The sequence below is a fragment of the Aminobacter niigataensis genome, assembly GCF_946995915.1.
GTDB lineage: Bacteria > Pseudomonadota > Alphaproteobacteria > Rhizobiales > Rhizobiaceae > Aminobacter > Aminobacter niigataensis.
The window spans coordinates 3,007,674-3,027,075 of record NZ_OX341517.1 but is presented as its reverse complement, the minus strand read 5'-3'; the positions used below and the strand labels follow the sequence as shown (position 1 = coordinate 3,027,075).

Annotated in this window: 16 protein-coding genes; 10 read left to right on the top strand and 6 right to left on the bottom strand. The window is 60.0% G+C overall.

Features of this window, described 5'->3' with window-relative positions:
* Positions 1-10: 10 nt before the first annotated feature.
* Positions 11-1,006 (bottom strand): tRNA dihydrouridine(20/20a) synthase DusA, encoded by a 996-nt coding sequence (dusA, locus tag O1Y97_RS14730; protein ID WP_318761501.1) that lies wholly within the window; start codon positions 1,004-1,006, stop codon positions 11-13.
* Here dusA and O1Y97_RS14725 point away from each other — a divergent pair.
* Entirely contained in the window at positions 986-2,182 is a 1,197-nt protein-coding gene (locus O1Y97_RS14725; RefSeq protein ID WP_318761500.1) for a site-specific integrase, read from the top strand. The genes dusA and O1Y97_RS14725 overlap by 21 nt on opposite strands.
* A complete protein-coding gene (locus tag O1Y97_RS26280; protein ID WP_404801180.1) occupies positions 2,179-2,541 on the top strand; it encodes an ATP-binding cassette domain-containing protein in 363 nt (120 codons plus the stop codon). Before O1Y97_RS14725 ends, O1Y97_RS26280 begins: the two co-directional genes overlap by 4 nt.
* 115 nt (positions 2,542-2,656) lie before the next feature.
* Here the strand turns inward: O1Y97_RS26280 and O1Y97_RS14720 are convergent, their stop codons facing one another.
* Positions 2,657-3,238 (bottom strand): hypothetical protein, encoded by a 582-nt coding sequence (locus O1Y97_RS14720; protein WP_318761499.1) that lies wholly within the window; start codon positions 3,236-3,238, stop codon positions 2,657-2,659.
* A gap of 72 nt (positions 3,239-3,310) precedes the next feature.
* Between O1Y97_RS14720 and O1Y97_RS14715 the strand changes: the two genes are divergently transcribed.
* The 6 genes from O1Y97_RS14715 (at position 3,311) to O1Y97_RS14690 (ending at position 11,264) form a co-directional block, all read left to right on the top strand.
* Positions 3,311-3,661, top strand: a complete 351-nt coding sequence (locus O1Y97_RS14715) for a diacylglycerol kinase (protein WP_055977370.1) — start codon at positions 3,311-3,313, stop codon at positions 3,659-3,661.
* Between the two features lie 323 nt (positions 3,662-3,984).
* Positions 3,985-5,454: an arginine-ornithine antiporter gene (gene arcD / locus O1Y97_RS14710; protein WP_055977373.1), complete on the top strand. Its 1,470-nt coding sequence runs from the start codon at positions 3,985-3,987 to the stop codon at positions 5,452-5,454.
* Positions 5,455-5,480: 26 nt separating this feature from the next.
* The gene (locus tag O1Y97_RS14705; protein WP_318761498.1) at positions 5,481-6,698 is read left to right on the top strand and encodes an arginine deiminase; all 1,218 of its coding nucleotides are present in this window, start codon (positions 5,481-5,483) and stop codon (positions 6,696-6,698) included.
* A 19-nt stretch (positions 6,699-6,717) separates the two neighbouring features.
* Positions 6,718-7,719 carry an ornithine carbamoyltransferase gene (argF, locus tag O1Y97_RS14700; protein ID WP_318761497.1) on the top strand — a complete coding sequence of 334 codons (1,002 nt, stop codon included), beginning with the start codon at positions 6,718-6,720 and terminating at the stop codon, positions 7,717-7,719.
* A gap of 1 nt (position 7,720) precedes the next feature.
* Positions 7,721-8,632, top strand: a complete 912-nt coding sequence (gene arcC, locus O1Y97_RS14695) for a carbamate kinase (RefSeq protein WP_055977379.1) — start codon at positions 7,721-7,723, stop codon at positions 8,630-8,632.
* 73 nt (positions 8,633-8,705) lie between these two features.
* The gene (locus O1Y97_RS14690; protein WP_318761496.1) at positions 8,706-11,264 is read left to right on the top strand and encodes a cation-translocating P-type ATPase; all 2,559 of its coding nucleotides are present in this window, start codon (positions 8,706-8,708) and stop codon (positions 11,262-11,264) included.
* A 75-nt stretch (positions 11,265-11,339) separates the two neighbouring features.
* Here the strand turns inward: O1Y97_RS14690 and O1Y97_RS14685 are convergent, their stop codons facing one another.
* Genes O1Y97_RS14685 through O1Y97_RS14675 form a run of 3 tightly spaced genes read right to left on the bottom strand, consistent with a single transcriptional unit; the run spans position 11,340 to position 13,930 of the window.
* Complete coding sequence (locus O1Y97_RS14685; protein WP_318761495.1) at positions 11,340-12,611, bottom strand: sensor histidine kinase; 1,272 nt, start codon at positions 12,609-12,611, stop codon at positions 11,340-11,342.
* Positions 12,612-12,628: 17 nt separating this feature from the next.
* A complete protein-coding gene (locus O1Y97_RS14680) occupies positions 12,629-13,330 on the bottom strand; it encodes a response regulator (RefSeq protein ID WP_318761494.1) in 702 nt (233 codons plus the stop codon).
* A gap of 39 nt (positions 13,331-13,369) precedes the next feature.
* Positions 13,370-13,930 (bottom strand): Spy/CpxP family protein refolding chaperone, encoded by a 561-nt coding sequence (locus O1Y97_RS14675; RefSeq protein ID WP_318761493.1) that lies wholly within the window; start codon positions 13,928-13,930, stop codon positions 13,370-13,372.
* A gap of 214 nt (positions 13,931-14,144) precedes the next feature.
* On the opposite strand from O1Y97_RS14675, the gene O1Y97_RS14670 reads away from it, so the two are divergent.
* The gene (locus O1Y97_RS14670) at positions 14,145-16,532 is read left to right on the top strand and encodes a phosphoketolase family protein (RefSeq protein WP_318761492.1); all 2,388 of its coding nucleotides are present in this window, start codon (positions 14,145-14,147) and stop codon (positions 16,530-16,532) included.
* A gap of 57 nt (positions 16,533-16,589) precedes the next feature.
* Positions 16,590-17,786, top strand: coding sequence for an acetate/propionate family kinase (locus O1Y97_RS14665; protein ID WP_318761491.1), 1,197 nt, complete (start codon positions 16,590-16,592; stop codon positions 17,784-17,786).
* Here O1Y97_RS14665 and O1Y97_RS14660 read toward each other — a convergent pair.
* Entirely contained in the window at positions 17,783-19,381 is a 1,599-nt protein-coding gene (locus tag O1Y97_RS14660) for an MBL fold metallo-hydrolase (protein ID WP_318764217.1), read from the bottom strand. The genes O1Y97_RS14665 and O1Y97_RS14660 overlap by 4 nt on opposite strands.
* Between the last annotated feature and the right edge of the window lie 21 nt (positions 19,382-19,402).

Sequence of the window (19,402 nt, the reverse complement as noted above, 5' to 3'; positions counted from 1 at the left end):
GCCTCACGCGCTACGCCGCCTCGCTTGCGCGATTGAGCTCGACCGCCGCAAACGCTTGTCGCAACACCTCGGGACCAGCACCGGGCCTGGTTGCGTCTGTCGACAGTATCTGTCGGAAGCGCCGTGCGCCGAAAAGGCCGTGGAACAGCCCGACCATATGGCGCGTGACATGGCCGAGCCGACCGCCGGCTGCAATGTGACGAGCGGCATAGTCGGCCATGGTATCGACAAGGGCTGCGAAATCGATGTCTTCGGCGGCCTCGCCGCGCAGCATGGCGTCGACACCAGCCAGAACGCTCGGCGTGTGATAGGCAGCGCGGCCGAGCATGACGCCATCGACATGATCGAGGTGCGTTCGGGTTTCATCCAGCGTCTGAATACCGCCGTTTATGCCTATGAATCGGTGAGGCATTCTGGCCTTGAGCCGGTAGACGCGACTGTAGTCGAGCGGCGGGATATCGCGGTTTTCCTTGGGGCTGAGCCCTTCAAGCCAGGCCTTGCGCGCGTGCACCCACAACGCATCCGCACCGGCCTCAAACACACCATCGGCGAGCCTGTCCAGGGCCGGCTCGGGATCCTGGTCGTCGACGCCGATGCGGCATTTCACCGTGACCGGGATCTTGACCGCACCCTTCATCGCCGCGACGCCTTCGGCAACGAGCCCCGGCGTCTTCATCAGGCAGGCGCCAAAGGTACCTGACTGCACCCGGTCGGAGGGGCAACCGACATTGAGGTTGATCTCGTCATAGCCGAACGCTTCGCCGATACGCGCCGCCTCGGCGAGTTTCGCCGGGTCGGAACCGCCAAGTTGAAGGGCTACGGGATGCTCACACTCATCGAAACCCAAAAGCCGTTCGCGCGCGCCGTGGATCACGGCATCGGCCACCACCATCTCGGTGTACAGCAGGGCGTCCCGGGTGATTTGCCGGTGAAAGTATCGGCAGCACCTGTCAGTCCAGTCCATCATGGGCGCCACGGCCAGTCTATGATCTTGATTTTTCAGCATTTTTTCTTTAACATCAAATCGTTAGAACCTACCGAGTGCACACGAATTTACGCCAGAATACGCCCCTCTTCGCCACGTTTCGATCTTTCATTGCACACGGAGCGCACACGAAAAATGGCCACCTACACAAAACTCTCGTCCGGTTCCTGGCGTGTCCAAGTGCGTCGCAAAGGTCGCTACGTCAGCGAAACCTTCTTGCGCCGAGACGACGCTAGGCGCTGGGCAACCGAAACCGAGCGCCAAGTCGATCGCGGTGAAACGCCGACCAAGTCCCGTATAGCGCGCCTAAAAACTTTCGGCGAACTCATCGACCTCCATATCGACGACATGTGCGATGTAGGCAAGTCCCCTCGCCGCTCCAAGGCCGCAGCCCTTGATATGCTCCAAAGACATCTGGGGAAGTGCAACATCGTGGCCCTTGATCGCGAACGGCTCATTCGCTTTGGTCGTGATCGAGCAGCTCAAGGTGCCGGACCGATGACTCTCGGTATCGACATCGGTTTTGTGAAACTCATTCTGGCTCATGCCGCTGCCGTTCACGGCCTGCCCGTCAAGGTCGAACCGGTCGATCTCGCGCGCATCGCCCTAAAGAGGCTTGGTCTCGTTGGGAAGGGCCATCAGCGCGACAGGCGGCCGACCCAGGATGAACTAGACAGACTGATCGCTCACTTCGATGCAAATCCTCGTCAGCTAGCACCGGTTAGCCAAATCATACGTTTTGCCGTCGCAACCGCGATGCGCCAGGAGGAAATCTGCACGGCACGTTGGTCCGATTTGGAAACTCGTACGCGGATGCTTCTCATCCGTGACCGGAAAGATCCCCGAAACAAGAACGGCAATAATCAGCGCATACCGCTGTTCGCGGCGACCGGTTACGACGCGTGGACCATTGTTGAGGAGCAGCGCGCCAAGCGAAGCAACGACGATGATCGAATTTTCCCATTCAATGGCAGATCAGTCGGCACAGCTTTTCGTCGCGGATGCGCCGACTTGAGTATCCACGACCTTCACTTCCACGACTTGCGACACGAAGGCACAAGCCGACTTTTCGAGGCCGGATTCACAATCGAGCAAGTTGCACTCGTTACCGGGCACAAGGACTGGAAGATGCTGAAGCGGTATACGCACCTAAAGCCAGAAGCCCTCCACGCTCTACTTGCAGCCCGCGCCGCATGAGTTTGGGATTCGTTCAGGCGTGGGAGTGCGGTAGTTTCGCCCATCCGAGGTCGATGACACAGCAGCAAGTCCAGGCAATTCGCGTGCGGGGCTTGGAGAAGTCGTACGAACTGCATGTGTTGCGCGGCGTGGACTTCGACGTGGCACGCGGCAGTATCTTTGCACTGCTCGGTTCGAACGGGGCGGGCAAGACAACGGCGGCGAATCCTGCCCACTCGGCTCAGGGCGGACGATGGCGCGCCCAGTATCAACGGCCTCGATGTCGCCCCGCAACCGGCGAACGTGCGAGAGGCCGGTCAATGACTGTTACGGACATGATCAGGGTGGGTGACGAGGCGCTCCACTGCAGAATTAGGTAGCAAAGACCACCAGCTTCGACCATTTAATGCATCTTTTATGCAAGAATGGTTGTCTCCGCAAAAAACTGTTTTAGTTCGGGAACATACGATTTCGATTTATGCAACATGACTGCCATCAGCGATGTGCGGGCCCGCCGCCGTTGGCCTTTACCTCGTGGTATCGTTTAACAGTGTCGGGCTCCACGCCATATGCCACACAGTTCACTTCGCTGATCGACTCGATGATGTCTGAGAACGACTGAACGATAATATCGAAGTCTTCTCCTTCGATATCCGCGAACGCTTCCGTCGCGAAGTCGTCCGGCATCATTGCCGGCGCATCGACCACTCTACTGAGAAATTCACCGACTGCGTCATCAAGGCGTCGCCGCATCCTGATTTCGATAGATCGCGGTACTCTCTTGGTGCAATTGCGGCCAATGGTGTCCGGGGGCGGCGCATCGGATTGAAGGCAACAGGTCGCATAGGCCGTCGTCAAGTCCCCCACGGAAATAGTGTTGGCTACCGGAGCCAGGGCCGCAACAGTCAGAGCACGTTTTAAGGCGGCAAATCCATCGTGGCCACGACGGGTAATCTCGACATGGCAGCGCGGATGAACTGTCGTATCAAACTTGTCGGTGGCAAGATCACTGAGGCAGTTCCAGGCTAACGGTGTATAATAGCGGTCACCGTGGCTGACAGATTCAAGTCGGCCCACGCCCGCTTTGCCCGCCTATCGCCAACGCATCCGACCGGACATTATGTCAGGGCCCCCAATAAGCACACGAACATGAAGAACAGACCTTTTCTCAATCGACTTGGTTTTGCCATACAGGGCTTGCGAGAGGGGTGGCAACGTGAATACAGCTTCCGGGCCCAGGTGATGATCGGCCTAATCATTGCCTTGAGTGTAGTGCTCCTCGGTGCTTCCAGTATTTGGCTGGCCATTGTGGGGCTAGCAATTGCACTTGTCTTGGCTGCAGAACTGTTCAATTCCGCCCTTGAAACACTCGTCGATCGCTTGCACCCGGAAATACACCCCGAAATTCGCGTAGTGAAGGATATGGCTGCTGCCGCCGTGCTGCTGATCTGCCTTGGTGCGTCGGTGATAGGTCTGCTCTTTCTTGCATCGCAAATCTAAGTCGCCTGAGATGCACGGAAATTCCCAGGCCGCCGGCAATTCTCTTCGCCGCTGAGTAACCCGACGGGCGCCCCGACTTGAGCATGGTTACAAAGGTTCCAGCCCGCGTCGCGGTGAACCCTTCGGCCGCTCCTATGGAATTTGGCATTGTCCAAATCTGAAGGGTGACCTCGCTGTGGACGCAGAGACAACCATTTCGAGTCGTGGATGGCAGCGCCAATTTTCAGGTCAGAGGCGCAGATTGTTGACGCGCGTCAAAGCAGAGGACGCCCCAACGGCCCAAGATTACCCAAGAAGATGGACTTAACCTTGGGAGACACACCATGGCCACTACCGAGATTTCGACGTCCGCCGCCAGAACTATTCCGACCGTGTCAGGCAACAGGTTACGCCTCGGTGCGCTCACGGCGCTCGTCATCGGCTCGATGGTCGGCTCCGGCGTGTTCAGCCTGCCGCAAAACATGGCTGCCGGTGCCGGCCCCTTGGCCGTTATCATTGGTTGGGGCATTACTGCGGTGGGAATGCTGGCTCTGGTCTTCGTCTATCAGTCGCTCGCCACACGAAAGCCGGATCTGGATGCAGGCCCTTATGCTTACGCCAAGGCCGGCTTCGGCCCCTTCATCGGCTTCAACAGTGCCTGGGGCTACTGGATCAGCGCCTGGATCGGCAACGTATCCTATGCCGTCATCGTATTCAGCGCGTTGTCTTACTTCTTCCCGTCTTTTGGCGACGGCAACACCTGGCAAGCCGTTCTCGGTGCCTCGGTACTGCTATGGGCTATCCATCTGCTCGTCATGGCCGGCGTACGGCAAGCGGCGATAGTAAATCTGATCGTCACCGTAGCAAAGATCGCACCGATCGTGCTGTTCATCGGAGTTGTTGCTGTCGCATTCAAGGTCGATGTCTGGTCGCTCGACTTCACCGGGCTCGGCAACGCCAACCTCGGCTCGATCATGGACCAGGTAAAAAGCACCATGCTCGTCACGCTTTGGGTGTTTATCGGCATCGAGGGCGCCAGCGTCTTTTCGGCCCGTGCCGAACGGCGCAAGGACATCGCCACTGCCACGGTGTTCGGTTTCCTTACCTGCTTGGCGCTTTACGCGTTGGTTTCGCTGCTGTCGCTCGGCATCATGAGTCAGCCGGAACTCGCCGCACTAAAGAATCCGTCCATGGCCGGTGTTCTGGAGGCCATCGTTGGCCCGTGGGGCGCGATCCTCATCAACCTGGCGCTTGTCGTCTCCGTCATCGGCGCGTTCCTGAGTTGGACGCTGCTGGCGGCCGAGATCCCGCACATGGCCGGCCGAGATGGCACCATGCCGAAGTACTTCGGCTATGAAAACGAACGCGGTGTGCCGTCGACCGCGCTTCTCATTACCAATCTCCTTGTGCAGGCTTTTCTGATCATCACGCTCTTCGCGCAAAGCACATACCAGGCGCTTTTCTACATCGCCTCTGCTGCCATTCTCGTGCCTTACATCTTCTCCGGCGCCTACGCCGCGAAGCTCGCGATAACCGGGGAAAGCTACGGTGCGGGGGAAAACCGTATCGTAGCACTGATCATCGGGCTGGTTGCAACGGTCTACGGACTATGGCTCGTCTACGCAGCGGGGCTTTCGTACCTGTTCATGTGCGCTGTTCTCTACGCGCCGGGCATAGCTTTCTACATCTGGGCGCGGCGCGAGAACGGGGAGCGTGTCTTCCAACCGGTGGAGGCCGTGCTCGCGGCAGCACTCGTCGCCATCGGCCTATACGCCGCCTGGCAGATGTGGATCGGCGCGGTCAGCGCGCTCTAAACCCCCGCAACGAAAGGACCCTCGCCATGACCGCTCTCGGCGTTCATTCCGAAACCGGACGGCTGCGCGAGGTCATCGTGCACCGGCCGGACCTCAGCCTGCGCAGGCTGACACCCGACAACTGTAAGGCACTGCTGTTCGACGACATCTTGTGGGTCAAGCGCGCGCGGCAAGAGCACGACGTCTTCGTCGACGCGCTGCGCGAGCGCGGAGTCACTGTGCATCTGTTCGGTGAACTGCTTGCCGAAACCTTAGCGTTGCCGGAAGCCCGCAAATGGCTGCTCGACCGCCGGATTGACGCCTCGGTCGTGGGCTACGACATGGTCGAAGAGCTGCGTGGTTGGCTTGAGGAAATGCCCGCTGAGGAGCTTTCCGCAATCCTCGTCGGCGGCATTGCGCGCGCCGAGTTACCCTTCAAACCGACGGGCCTTACGGGCAAGACGATGCTACCGCAGGACTTTGTGCTGCCGCCCCTGCCCAACCAGCTCTTCACCCGCGATTCATCCTGCTGGGTCTATCGCGCGGTATCGGTAAATGCCATGTACTGGCCAGCGCGAAAGCCCGAAGCCGCCAATGTCGAGGCCGTCTACCGCTTCCATCCCCGCTTCCAAAAAGCCGACCTTGCCTTCGTGTCGCCGGACAATCCCGGACCAGGTGTCAGCCTCGAAGGCGGCGACGTGATGCCGATCGGCGGCGGCGTCGTCCTGGTTGGCATGGGCGAGCGCACGACCCCGCAGGCGGTCGGCGGATTGGCCCGCAGCCTGTTCGCGGCCGGCGAGGCGACACGTGTCATCGCCGCGCTAATGCCGCGCGACCGCTCTTTCATGCATCTGGACACGGTCTTCACCTTCTGCGACCGCGACCTCGTCACAATGTATCCACCAGTCGTCGACCGGCTGCGAACCTTTTCGCTGCGACCCGGCGAAGGCAAAACCGTCGTGGACGTAATCGAGGAGGAAAAGCCCTTCACCGACGTCGTGAAGGAGGCGCTTGGCCTGAAGGCGCTTCGCATCGTCGGCACCGGGGGCGACGCCTATCAGGCGGAGCGCGAGCAGTGGGATGACGGCAATAATGTCATCGCCGTCGAGCCAGGTGTGGTCATAGGTTACGATCGTAACGTCTACACCAACACGCTGCTGCGGCGTTCGGGGATCGAGGTCATCACCGTAGAAGGCGCCGAACTCAGCCGTGGCCGCGGCGGAGGGCACTGCATGACTTGCCCAATCGCCCGCGATCCGATCTGAAACGAAAGGACCACAGACCATGCCTGTCAATCTGTTGGGCCGCAACGTGCTCACGCTGGACGATCTCTCGCCTCCAGAAATCCGCTACCTGCTTAGGCTAGCTGCTGATCTCAAGGCGGCCAAGCAGGCAGGTACGGAAGTGCCGCGTCTGGTGCGCAAGAACATCGCGCTGATCTTCGAGAAGGATTCCACCCGCACCCGATCGGGGTTCGAGGTCGCTGCCTACGACCAGGGCGCGCACGTATCCTATATCGGTCCGTCAGGCAGCCATATCGGCCACAAAGAATCGATGAAGGACACCGCGCGCGTACTGGGCCGCATGTACGATGCGATCGAATATCGCGGCTTTGGCCAGCATCAAGTCGAGCAGCTCGCCACGTATGCCGGCGTGCCGGTCTACAACGGCCTGACCAACGAGGATCATCCGACCCAAATCCTCGCAGACTTCATGACCATGCGCGAGTTCACCCACAAGCACCTGTCAGATGTGACAGTCACCTTCGTCGGCGAGGGCCGCGACAATGTTGCCAAATCACTGGCGATCGGAGCCGCCAAAGTAGGTATGGATATACGCATAGCCTCTCCCAAGGCACTCTGGCCGGACGAACAATTCTGCGCGCATGTACGCGAATTAGCCGAGCGTAATGGTGGCCAGTTTCGGCTGGATGTAGACGTAGAAAAATGCGTCGAGGGCACCGACTTTGTCTACACCGACGTTTGGCTTTCCATGGGTGAGGATGAGAGCGGCTGGGCGGAGCGCATCGCGCTGCTCACCCCCTACCGCGTCACCCGCGCGCTGATGCAGGCGACCGGGAATTCTTACACGAAATTCATGCATTGCCTGCCGGCCTTTCACGACGACAGCACCGAGGTCGGTGCGCGCGTTGCCCGAGACTACGGCATCGACTGCATGGAGGTTACCGACGAGGTCTTCGAATCGGAAGCCTCCATCGTCTTCGACCAGGCCGAGAACCGTATGCACACGATCAAGGCAATACTCGTCGCGACCCTCGGCAACTGATATGCGCATCGTCGTCGCCTTAGGTGGGAATGCGCTGCTGCGTCGCGGCGAGCCGATGACAGCCGAAAACCAGCGCGCCAACATCCGGAGGGCCGCCTCCGCGCTGACCGAACTCGTCGAGGCCGGACACACCCTGGTGATCACGCATGGCAACGGACCACAGGTTGGGTTGCTCGCGTTGCAGGCCACCGCATCCTCCGACGCCCCCTTCCCATTGGACGTTCTCGATGCGGAGAGCGCCGGCATGGTCGGCTACGTCCTGCAGCAAGAGCTCGGCAACGTGATGAAGGATCAGCTCTTTGCGACGCTGCTGACGCAGGTCAGGGTCGATCCGCATGATCCGGCCTTCGCGAACCCGACTAAGCCAATCGGCCCTACATACGACGAGGCGACCGCGCGCAGACTCTCCGCTGAGCGCGGCTGGCGAATCGCGCCGGACAACGACAGATGGCGTCGCGTCGTGCCGTCGCCAAAACCACTGGCGATCCTGGAGGCCAAGGTTCTCAGCTTCCTGGTCGAACACGGTGTTGTCGTCATCTGTGCCGGTGGCGGAGGCATACCCGTGATCGAGCAGGAGAACGGCGCCATCGCAGGCATCGAGGCGGTCATCGACAAGGACCTCGCCAGCTCGCTTCTGGCGCGCAACCTCGAAGCCGACATGTTGCTCATGCTGACCGACGTCGACGCCATATATCTCGACTGGGGCACTCCCATTGCCCGTCCGCTTGGCCATCTGCGCAGCTCGGACATTTCCGTGGCAGACTTTCCGGCCGGCTCGATGCGGCCGAAAGTGACAGCCGCAATTGAGTTTTCGGAAGCAACCGGAAAGCCGGCCGCGATCGGCAGACTTGAAGATGCGCCGGAGATCGTAAAGGGCATGCGCGGCACGTGGATAGAGCCGGACCGACAATGACAGTGCGGATGAACCATTTCTTGGTCGGCATCGAAACATTTTTGCCGATATGCTTCACTGGCCATTCAATGCCATGACCGATGACCATACACCTTTGTTGTCCGGTCTAAGCGAGGCGGAAGCACAGGGGCGGCTGAAGTCAGAAGGCTTCAATGAACTGCCGCACCTCGACCGCCGGACAACGCTTGGCATCATGTTGGAGGTTCTGCGCGAGCCGATGCTCGCTCTCTTGCTTGGTGGCGGCGTCGTCTATCTTCTGCTCGGCGATCTAAGGGAAGCGCTGATCCTGCTTGCCTTTGCGGCCCTGTCGGTGCTGATCAGCTTCGTTCAGCAAGCGCGTACCGAGCGCGTGATGGAAGCGTTAAGAGATCTCACCAGTCCGCGCGCGATCGTGGTCAGGAACGGCGTGCGTGTTCGCGTTGCAGGCCGCGAGGTCGCACGTGGCGATCTGGTCGTACTTGGCGAAGGTGACCGTGTTCCGGCCGACGCAGCCCTCCTGCAGTTGCAGGATTTGCAGGTCGATGAATCCTTGCTGACCGGGGAATCTGTGCCAGTACGCAAGGCGTTGTCCGTCGACAAGACAGGCAGCCCGCCTCGACCTGGTGGGGACGACCTGCCTTTTGTTTATTCGGGGTCGCTCGTGGTGCGTGGCAGTGGCATCGCCGAAGTGATCGCCACCGGACCGCGCAGCGAAATCGGAAAGATTGGCCAGGCGCTCCATACGCTTGAAACCGAGCCTCCCCGCCTTAAAGCACAGACAGCGCGGATTGTACGTTTAGCCGCGATGGGCGGCATCGTTATCAGCCTTGCGACGGTCGCACTTTACGGCACGCTACGCGGCGGCTGGCTTGATGCCGTGCTTGCAGGGATCACTATCGGCATGGCGATGCTGCCGGAGGAATTTCCGGTCGTCCTGACCGTCTTCATGGCAATGGGCGCATGGCGGCTTTCCCACGCGCGCGTGCTGACACGCCGCGCCAGCTCCGTTGAGACGTTAGGATCAGCGACGGTGCTGTGCACCGACAAGACCGGCACGCTAACCGAGAACCGGATGAGCATCGCCGAACTTCGGCACCCGGACGGCGCATCCTTCCGCACAGGAAATACGGGCGAGATCACAATACCAGGTCGTTTCCGGGAACTCGCTGCGTACGCCCTGCTTGCCAGCGCACCAGAGCCGTTCGATCCGATGGAGAAGGCCCTCCATAAGCTTGCACACGATGGACTGAACGCAACGGACGGCCTGCCCGGGCCGAAATGGACACTCGCGCATAGTTATGGGCTGCGCCCCGATCTTCTCGCCATGACACAGGTCTGGCGGACCGATACCCCTGCACCCGCTTTCCTGGTCGCGGCCAAGGGCGCGCCTGAAGCCATCGCAGGTTTGTGCCGCCTCGACGAAGCCGAACTTGATGCTTTGCGGCAATCGGTGGACGAGATGGCTACCGAAGGATTGCGCGTGTTGGGTGTTGCGAAATCCAGCCATGAGAGCGGTCATTTGCCGGGCACGCAGAAGGAATTTCCATTCGTCTTTCTAGGGCTGGCCGGTCTTGCAGATCCGCTGCGCGCCGGCGTCCCTGACGCCGTGCGCGAATGCCGCTCGGCCGGGATCAGGGTCGTCATGATAACAGGCGATTATCCCGCGACGGCGCGCGCCATTGCGCTTCAGGCCGGAATCGCGGTCGACGACGTGCAGACCGGCAATGCTCTCGCATCTCTCGATGAAGCCGAGTTTGCGCGCCGGGTGCGCAGCGCGTCCGTGTTCGCACGGATCATGCCGGAACAGAAATTGCGAATTGTGCAGGCACTGAAAGCCGACGGCGAGATCGTTGCAATGACCGGTGACGGTGTGAACGACGCGCCGTCCCTCAAGGCCGCGCATATCGGCGTCGCCATGGGCGGGCGCGGCACCGACGTCGCGCGCGAAGCCTCATCAATTGTGCTTCTTAACGACGATTTTGGATCAATCGTCGTTGCCGTCCGGCTCGGACGCCGCATCTATGACAATTTGCGCAAAGCCATGGGATTCATTTTCGCCGTCCATGTTCCGATAGCCGGTTTGGCGCTCCTGCCGCTTGTGTTCGGTCTCCCGATCCTGATGGGGCCTATCCACATTGCCTTCCTTGAAATGATCATCGATCCGGTGTGCGCCTTGGTCTTCGAAGCGGAGAAGGAGGAAGGTGACGTGATGCGCCGCAAGCCACGTCGGCCCAATGAGTCTTTGTTTTCGTGGCCGCTGATCGGCTGGAGCGTGATGCAGGGTGCGTTGGCATTTGGACTGGTGGCCGCCATTTATCTGGTGGCTCTCGATCGAGGCATGCCGGAAGACGAAGTGCGTGCGCTAACTTTCTTTTCACTTGTGGTTTCCATCATCAGCCTCATTCTTGTTAATCGCTCCTTCAGCGCGTCTCTCATTACGGCGTTTCGCGGGCACAATCCTTCCCTGGGGTGGATCCTTCTGGGGGTCAGCGCAATACTTGCGGCCAGCCTCTTATGGCCATGGCTCAGCGCGCTGTTTGCGTTCGGCGCTCTGCATCTAGACGACCTTGCCGTGACACTGGCCGCTGGGATTATCGTGTTGCTCGTTCTGGAGGCCATCAAGCCGTTGTGGCGAAAAAGCCTGCGGTCCTGATCGGCACACACAAGCGCGGTAATGACATCCCAGTTGATGCGCTAAGCACTGGAAGATCTGGGCTGACAGGACGGATCAACCGCTCGTCGATGTTGGTCTTGCTACTGGCTGCGCCACGCTCGACGCCGGGAATTCCACGATGAAACACGCCCCACCCTCCGGCACCCTTTCATAGCGTACAGACCCTCGGTGGTGAGTAGCGATCTGGCGGACCAAGGATAGTCCAAGCCCCCAACCGCCCTTGCTCTCGCTTCGTCCCGTCGGACGGTAGAACGGTTCGAAGACCCGTGTGCCCTCGCCGTCTGGAATGCCCTCGCCGTGGTCTTTGACGCACAGGCGCACGATTGCCCCATCGGTCGCGACCTCGGCGATCACCGGCGGAGCCCCATGGCACAACCCATTCTGCATCAAGTTGCGAACCAGGCGCCTCAGCAATCGCACATCGCCCGAGATTATGGCGGTCGAGCCGGTGACCGCAACGTCGTTGCGAGCACCTTCTTCGGCTGTAAGTGCAAGCATGTCGACGGCTTCCACATGGTCCAGTTTTTGGACATGGTCGAGCCGGCTGGCCAACAGGATTTCCTCGACCAGACTGTCGAGTTCCGAGAGGCTTTGCACGATCTCTCGCTTCGTTGCCTGATCGGCCGAACGCTCGTAGAGATCTATGGCCATGCGAAGCCTTGCCAACGGCGAACGCAGTTCATGGCTGGCATTTGCGAGCAGGGATCGATGCGCGTCGACTAGACGTTCGATGCGATCGGCCGCAATGTTAAAACTCCGCGCGACTGCTGCGACTTCATCGCTGCCACTCGTCGCAACCCGAGTTCCAAGCTCGCCAGCCCCCCAAATTTCCACGCCACGGCGCAGACGCTCCAACCGCCGCGTCAGAAGGCGAACCACAGGATAAGCTGCAAGGCCGATGACACCAGCTATGACTGCCAGATAGCCAAGTGGGTTTCGTCCACCCGGCCCCAAGGGCATGCGGGCCTGTATCGAACGTCCATCCGCCAGTCGAATTACAAACGGCCGTTTACCATCATGTGACTGACGCGAGCCGGGCGCGTCGAGTTTGAACGGTTCTCCGGCACTAGCAATCAATTGGTCATGCGGGTTGTATAGCGCCAAGTCGGCTGCGAAGGCGTCCGCAAGCCGGTCAAGCGTGATCTTGAGCATAGCCGGATCGTCGGTCACTGGTAACATTGTGGCGATGAATTTGTCGCGCCGGCCGCCCCATCCCCGGTCCAGCTCGTCCTGCCCCAGCCGGACAAAAAACGCACTCGTGAATGCGACTACGGCCAAGCTCGCCAGCAGCGTGAGGTAGACCTTGAGGAAAAGGCTGTTGCGCACCACAATTTCGCCCCGACTTATTTCTGATCGTCCTGAAAGCGAGCGAAAACATAGCCGACGCCGCGCACGGTAACGATGCGACGCGGGTGTTTGGGATTATCCTCGATTGCCGCCCTGATCCGAGAAATATGCACATCGATCGAGCGATCGAACGCTTCGAGTTCCTCGCCTTTGACAAGGTCCATCAGTTGCTCGCGCGACAGCACACGACCGGCATTCTCCGCCAATGTAACGAGAAGATCGAATTGATAGCTGGTCATCGGACAATCGCGGCCATCGATACGGACTGAACGAGAACCGGGATCTATCTCAAGCCGCCCGGACCGAAGCATGCGTGATGCGGCCAGATCGCCGCCACGGCGCCGCCGCAGTATAGCCTTGAGTCGTGCAAGCAGTTCGCGCGGATTAAACGGCTTTGGCAAGTAGTCGTCTGCGCCCAACTCCAGCCCGATAATCCGGTCCGTCTCGTCCCCTTTCGCCGTGAGCATAAGAATGGCCACGTCAGATACAGCTCGCATGCGGCGGCAGGCCTCGAAGCCGTCCAGGTCGGGCAGCATGACGTCGAGAATTACCGCGTCTGGCGAACGCCGTTGCACATCGGCGAGGCCGGCATGCCCGGTTGCAGCGGTGTGGACAGCGTAGCCATTTCCCGAGAGATAGTCCGCAATCATGGCGGACAGGCGTGTGTCGTCATCGATGATCAGCACCTGTTCCGCCATGGTCGGGACTCTCCGGATTTCAACCTTGCAGTTGAAATCCTACCACCGGCCGTGATCTCCGCGCGCCTTGAAACGCTCCAACATCTTTGCCCTTTGTTCTGGCGTCAGGATTTCTGCTGCATCGACAAGAGTGGCCGTCATTTTCCTCGAGGCGGCATCGATCGCGGCAACGCGCTCACTGCGCAACGTTTCGATTGCAGACCGGTCGATAGTCGGCGCGCCCAGAATGTCGGCTGCGGCGTTGCGCGTGTCGCTGAAGTCGTCGAGCATCGGAGCGATCTCATTTCGGGCAGAACCGAAGAGTTCCCTTAGCTTCTTCGACTGTTCCGGTGTGGCATCGATATCTTCCATCATATGCTCCATCCGGCGCTCCGAGAAGCCACCTCGGCCCATCGAAGCACCCATCATCTGGTGCCCCTGGCCAAAATGCAGCATTCCGTGCCCATCTCCGAACTCGCCACTGTTGGCCACAGCAAGTCCAATGCCGGCAACTGCTGCGGCAGCAAGGCCGCCGATAACGATGCGCCGTCCCCAGCCACGCGACCCAGTTGCGGTGTTCGGAGCCGATGAGGTCTGCATATTCTGCTTGTCGTTGTCCATGATCGCTTCCTTGGTTAGGCGGCACTTGCTGCCGCGATAACGCCAGACTGGAGGGCCAACGTTTCTCGAGTGACGGGGAAGTGTAAAGAAATGTGAAGGTGCCTCCCTGTCGAGTAGGATTCCAAGGACGCTCTTTGACCTGGCTCAAGGCGGGGAGCGACCTATTCTTCCTTAGTGATTGCCAAGTTTCTGATGACCGTGGAAGGAAATGCGCATGGGAAGGCTTGACGACAACGATCGGGCGCACGCCATCGAGGATGGGGAAATTGCGCTGCTCCACCGCTACTGGCAGGCAGCGAATTATCTTTCGGTCGGCCAGATCTACCTTCTCGACAATCCTTTGCTGCGCGAGCCGCTGAAGCCCGAGCATGTCAAGGCCAGGCTGCTCGGTCACTGGGGTACAACACCCGGCCTCAACTTCATCTATGCCCATCTAAATCGGCTTATCCGGATGCGCGACCTGGACATGATCTATGTCTGCGGTCCCGGTCACGGTGGGCCAGGCATGGTCGCCAATACCTATCTCGAGGGCAGCTACAGCGAGATCTATCCAGAGATCAGCAGCGATCTCGACGGCGTGCGCAAGCTTTTCCGCCAGTTCTCCTTTCCCGGCGGTATTCCCAGCCACGCAGCCCCCGAGACGCCCGGCTCCATTCATGAGGGCGGCGAGCTCGGTTATGCGCTCGTCCACGCTTACGGTGCTGCTTTCGACAATCCCGATCTCGTCGTCGCCTGCGTCATCGGCGACGGGGAGGCCGAAACCGGCACGCTGGCGGCTTCGTGGCATTCGAACAAGTTCCTGAACCCCGCGCATGACGGCGCCGTGCTGCCGATCCTGCACCTCAATGGCTACAAGATCGCCAACCCGACCATCCTGGCGCGGATAGAGAAGGCGGAACTGGAAAGCCTTCTCCGCGGCTACGGCCACGAGCCTCTTTTCGTCGAAGGCGACGAACCCGAAGAGATGCACAGGCAGATGGCGGAAACGCTCGATTTCGCGCTCAAGCGGATCACCGAGATCCAGAGCAAGGCACGCAGCGCGGGCAATACCGACCGACCGCAATGGCCAATGATCGTGTTACGTAGCCCCAAGGGCTGGACCGGCCCCAAGGAGGTGGATGGCAAGAAAGTCGAGGGCTTCTGGCGCGCGCACCAGGTGCCAATCTCCGATCCGCGAAACGAGCCAGGTCACCTCAAACTGCTCGAGGAGTGGATGCGCAGCTACCGACCCGAAGAACTTTTCGACAAACAAGGTCGGCTGTGTGCAGAACTGCAAGCGCTGGCGCCAAAAGGCAAGCGCCGGATGGGCGCCAACCCACACGCCAATGGCGGATTGCTCAGGCGTGACCTCGTGCTTCCGGACTTTCGTTCGCTTGCGGTTGAGGTCACGGCCCCGGGCGCCATCAAGTCGGAAGCTACGCGTGCCATGGGGCGTCTGCTCCGACAGGTAATGACGCTGAATGCCGAGGCGCGCAATTTCAGGCTGATGGGCCCGGATGAAACCGCCTCCAACCGTCTCGATGACGTCTTTGCGGTCACCGACCGCGTCTGGATGGAAGGCATCGAGCCTTACGACGAACACCTAGCCCATGACGGCCGGGTGATGGAAGTGCTCAGCGAGAACCTTTGCCAGGGCTGGCTGGAGGGCTATCTGCTGACCGGTAGGCACGGCTTTTTTTCCTGCTACGAAGCGTTCATCCACATCGTTGACTCGATGTTCAACCAGCACGCCAAATGGCTCAAAGTTTCGCGCGAGCTGGCTTGGCGGCGGCCGGTCGCCTCGCTGAATTACCTTTTGACCTCGCATGTGTGGCGGCAGGATCATAACGGCTTCAGTCATCAGGATCCGGGCTTCGTCGATCTGGTCGCCAACAAGAAAGCCGACATCGTGCGCATCTATCTGCCCCCGGATGCGAACACGCTGCTGTGGGTCGCGGATCACTGCCTGCGCACATATAACCGCGTCAACGTGATCGTTGCCGGCAAGCAGCCGCAACTGCAATGGCTGAACATCACCGACGCGATTGCCCATTGCGAGACCGGTGCCGGCATTTGGCAATGGGCAGGCACGGAGCGAGGTGATGGCGAACCCGATGTGGTCATGGCCTGCGCAGGAGACGTGCCGACGCTGGAAACGCTTGCAGCGGTGGACCTGCTGCGGAGCGCCCTTCCCCAGTTGCGGATCCGCGTCGTCAACGTCGTCGACCTGATGACGTTGCAGCCGGACAGCCAGCATCCGCACGGTTTGACCGACAACGCATTCGACGCCTTGTTCACGCGCGACAGGCCGGTGATCTTTGCCTATCATGGCTATCCCTACCTCATCCACCGGCTCACCTATCGGCGCAACAACCACGACAATTTCCACGTTCGTGGTTTCAAGGAGGAAGGTACGACCACCACGCCCTTCGACATGGCGGTGCTCAACGAGCTGGACCGCTATCACCTCGCTATCGAGGCAATTGACAGGATCGGCAATCCGGGGCCCGATGCGGCGAAAACTCGCCGCAGCTTCGAGGACAAGCTGGCCGAACATTGGCGGTTCGTGCGCGAGCACGGGGAAGACATGCCCGAGGTGCGGGACTGGGCGTGGCGGCACTAGCGCAGGCAAGTCGGATCTGCAAGCGACCGTCGCGTGGTGGGACAAGGATCAGAAAGCATGATCGTTCTGGCTCTCAACGCCGGCTCGTCCAGCCTCAAGTTCGGCGTGTTCAAAGCTGCGACGAAACGCAAGGTTGAGCCGCTGATGCGGGGCCTCTTTGACGGTCTGGCCGACACGCCGCACTTTTCGGCGCAAGATGCTGCGGGACGCCTTCTTGCCGAAACGCCGTTGCGCCTTCCGGGCCAGTCAACCGGCGCGTTGTTGCAGCAGCTTTTGAACTTTCTCGACACGCGGCTCGGCAGCGAGCAAATTGTTGCGGTCGGGCATCGGATCGTGCACGGCGGCAGTCGTTTCATTTCGCCCGTTCATCTGACGAACGAGGTTGTCGAGGCGCTCGAGGAACTCACGCCCATCGCGCCCCTGCATCAGCCCGCAAGCCTGGGTCCGGTCAAGGCGCTGTCGGAGTTGCGGCCTGGGCTGGTGCAGATCGGCTGTTTCGACACAGCTTTTCACAGCACGCTTGCTCCACCTGTCAGCCGCTATGCCATTCCGCGCGAATATGAAGAGATGGGGTTAAAGCGCTACGGCTTTCACGGCCTGTCTTACGAGTTCATTGCCCATCAGTTGGGACGAATTTCACCCGATCTGCCCGCGAAAAAGACGGTGGTAGCGCATCTGGGCAGCGGCTGCAGCCTGTGTGCGATGGTCGACGGCAAAAGCCAGGATACGACCATGGGATTCACCGCGCTCGACGGCGTGATGATGGCCACCCGCTCGGGTGCCGTCGATCCGGGCATTATTCTCTATCTGCAGAAAGCCTGCGGTCTATCAATCGACGAAGTGGAGAACCTGCTTTACCGCCGCTCGGGCCTGCTCGGAGTGTCCGGAATTTCGGCGGACATGCGCGTTCTGCTTGCAAGCAGCGATCCGCAGGCCGCAGCGGCGATTGACTTGTTTGTCTTCAGCGTATCACGCGCCATCGCTGCGTTGGCCAGCACGCTTGGAGGAATCGAGCTTTTGGTGTTCACCGGAGGGATTGGCGAGCATGCCGCGGAGGTACGCAACGCGATCTGCCGTCGCCTCGACTGGCTGGGCGTTAAGCTTGATCTGTCAAAGAGCCATGACGTGCTCAGCGATACCGAAAGCAAAGTGGAAGTTCGGGTGATTGCCACCAATGAGGAGATGGCAATTGCCAGACAGGTCCACTTGGCGCTGGAGAACGCAGCTGGACGATCGGAAGCAGCTTCCGCCTAGTTCTGCTTAGGTGAGCTCAGCGCGTGCCGAAGACGTCGAATTACTGCGGCACGTCCGCGCTCGTCGGCTTGCTGGCTTACCGCCTCGCTCACATCCAACAGCAACTGCGAAAGATCGTTGTGCCAATCCAGGCGTGCCACTTTCCCCGGCAGCAGTCGCTTCGGCTCATTGAGATCGACCTGGTGCGCACCCACCGGTCCCAGATCAAAGGCATCATCAAGTTCCGGCAAGATAATTCGGTCTGCAGAAACAAAGGCGGACACACGCGACTTCAATCCCGACAAGCCAGACGCCTCGCCATGGGTCAGGAACACGCCCTTGTGGATCGGCAGGCGTTGACGCACCCAGTTATCGAGCTCTCTTGCATCAGCGTGTCCTGAATACAAATCCAGTTGCCGTATCCGAGCCTTCACCTGGAATTCCTCCCCCTGGATGCGAATCCGATCGGCACCGTCGACGAGGATTCGCCCTAGGGTTCCTTGTGCCTGAAATCCGGCAAGCATGACGGTCGCATTCCTGCGCCATATGTTGGCCTTGAGATGATGGCGGATACGTCCGGCGTCACACATGCCGCTAGCGGCGATCACGACATAAAAGCCCCTCAGGCGGTTGATTGCCTTGCTTTGCTCCACGGTTTCCGTGAAGCGCACTTCGCGCGAGTTGAGGGCCTGTCTCAACACGTCGCCTTCCTGAATCTCGTCGGCGTGCCGCTCGAAAATCGTGCTGGCGCGCGTGGCAAGCGGCGAATCCACGAAGATGTCAGCTTTGGGAATAGCTCCTTCGCGCATCAGGTAAAACAGGTCGACAAGCAGCTCTTGGGTCCGTTCGACTGCAAATGACGGGATGATCAGCGGCCCATTTGCCTCGAGCGCGCCACGCACCTCGTGCAGCAGCAATGATCGGCGCCTGTCAGGGGTGATTTCGCCTCGCTCGCGGTCTCCATAGGTGGATTCACAGATCAGATAATCGACATCGGCCGGAGCTTCCGGATCGGGCTGCAAAAGCTTGTGAGCGGGGCCAATGTCTCCAGAAAACAAGAGCTTGAGCGGCCTTGCCGCAGCCGCATCCTCGACTTCGATCTCAACCGATGCTGAACCCAGCAAATGGCCAGCATTCCAGAACCGGACCCGAATACCAGTCGCGACCTTGAACCATACTCCGTACTCTCTTGCATGGAACAGCGTCATGCACTTCGCGGCATCGTCCGTGCTGTAGATCGGCGCCACGGCGGCACGGCCGCGCTGGGCGTTGCGCCTGTTCAAATGCTCGACTTCCATCTCCTGGATATGCGCACAGTCCGGCAGCATCACCGAACAGAGATCGATTGTCGCGCGCGTAGCGTGGATAGGGCCGGAAAAGCCGTGCTTCATGAGTTTGGGAAGCAGGCCGCTGTGGTCGATGTGAGCATGCGTCAGCACCACGGCGTCGATCTTGGCTGGATCGAAGGGAAAATCGCCATAGTTGAGTTCTCGTTCGGACTTCGACCCTTGAAACAACCCGCAATCGATCAGGATTCGACCACTTCCAACTTCGAGCTCATAGCACGAACCAGTCACTGCATGGGCCGCTCCATGGAATCGTAGACGTGGGATCATTTCCTTGATGCTCCGTGAAGC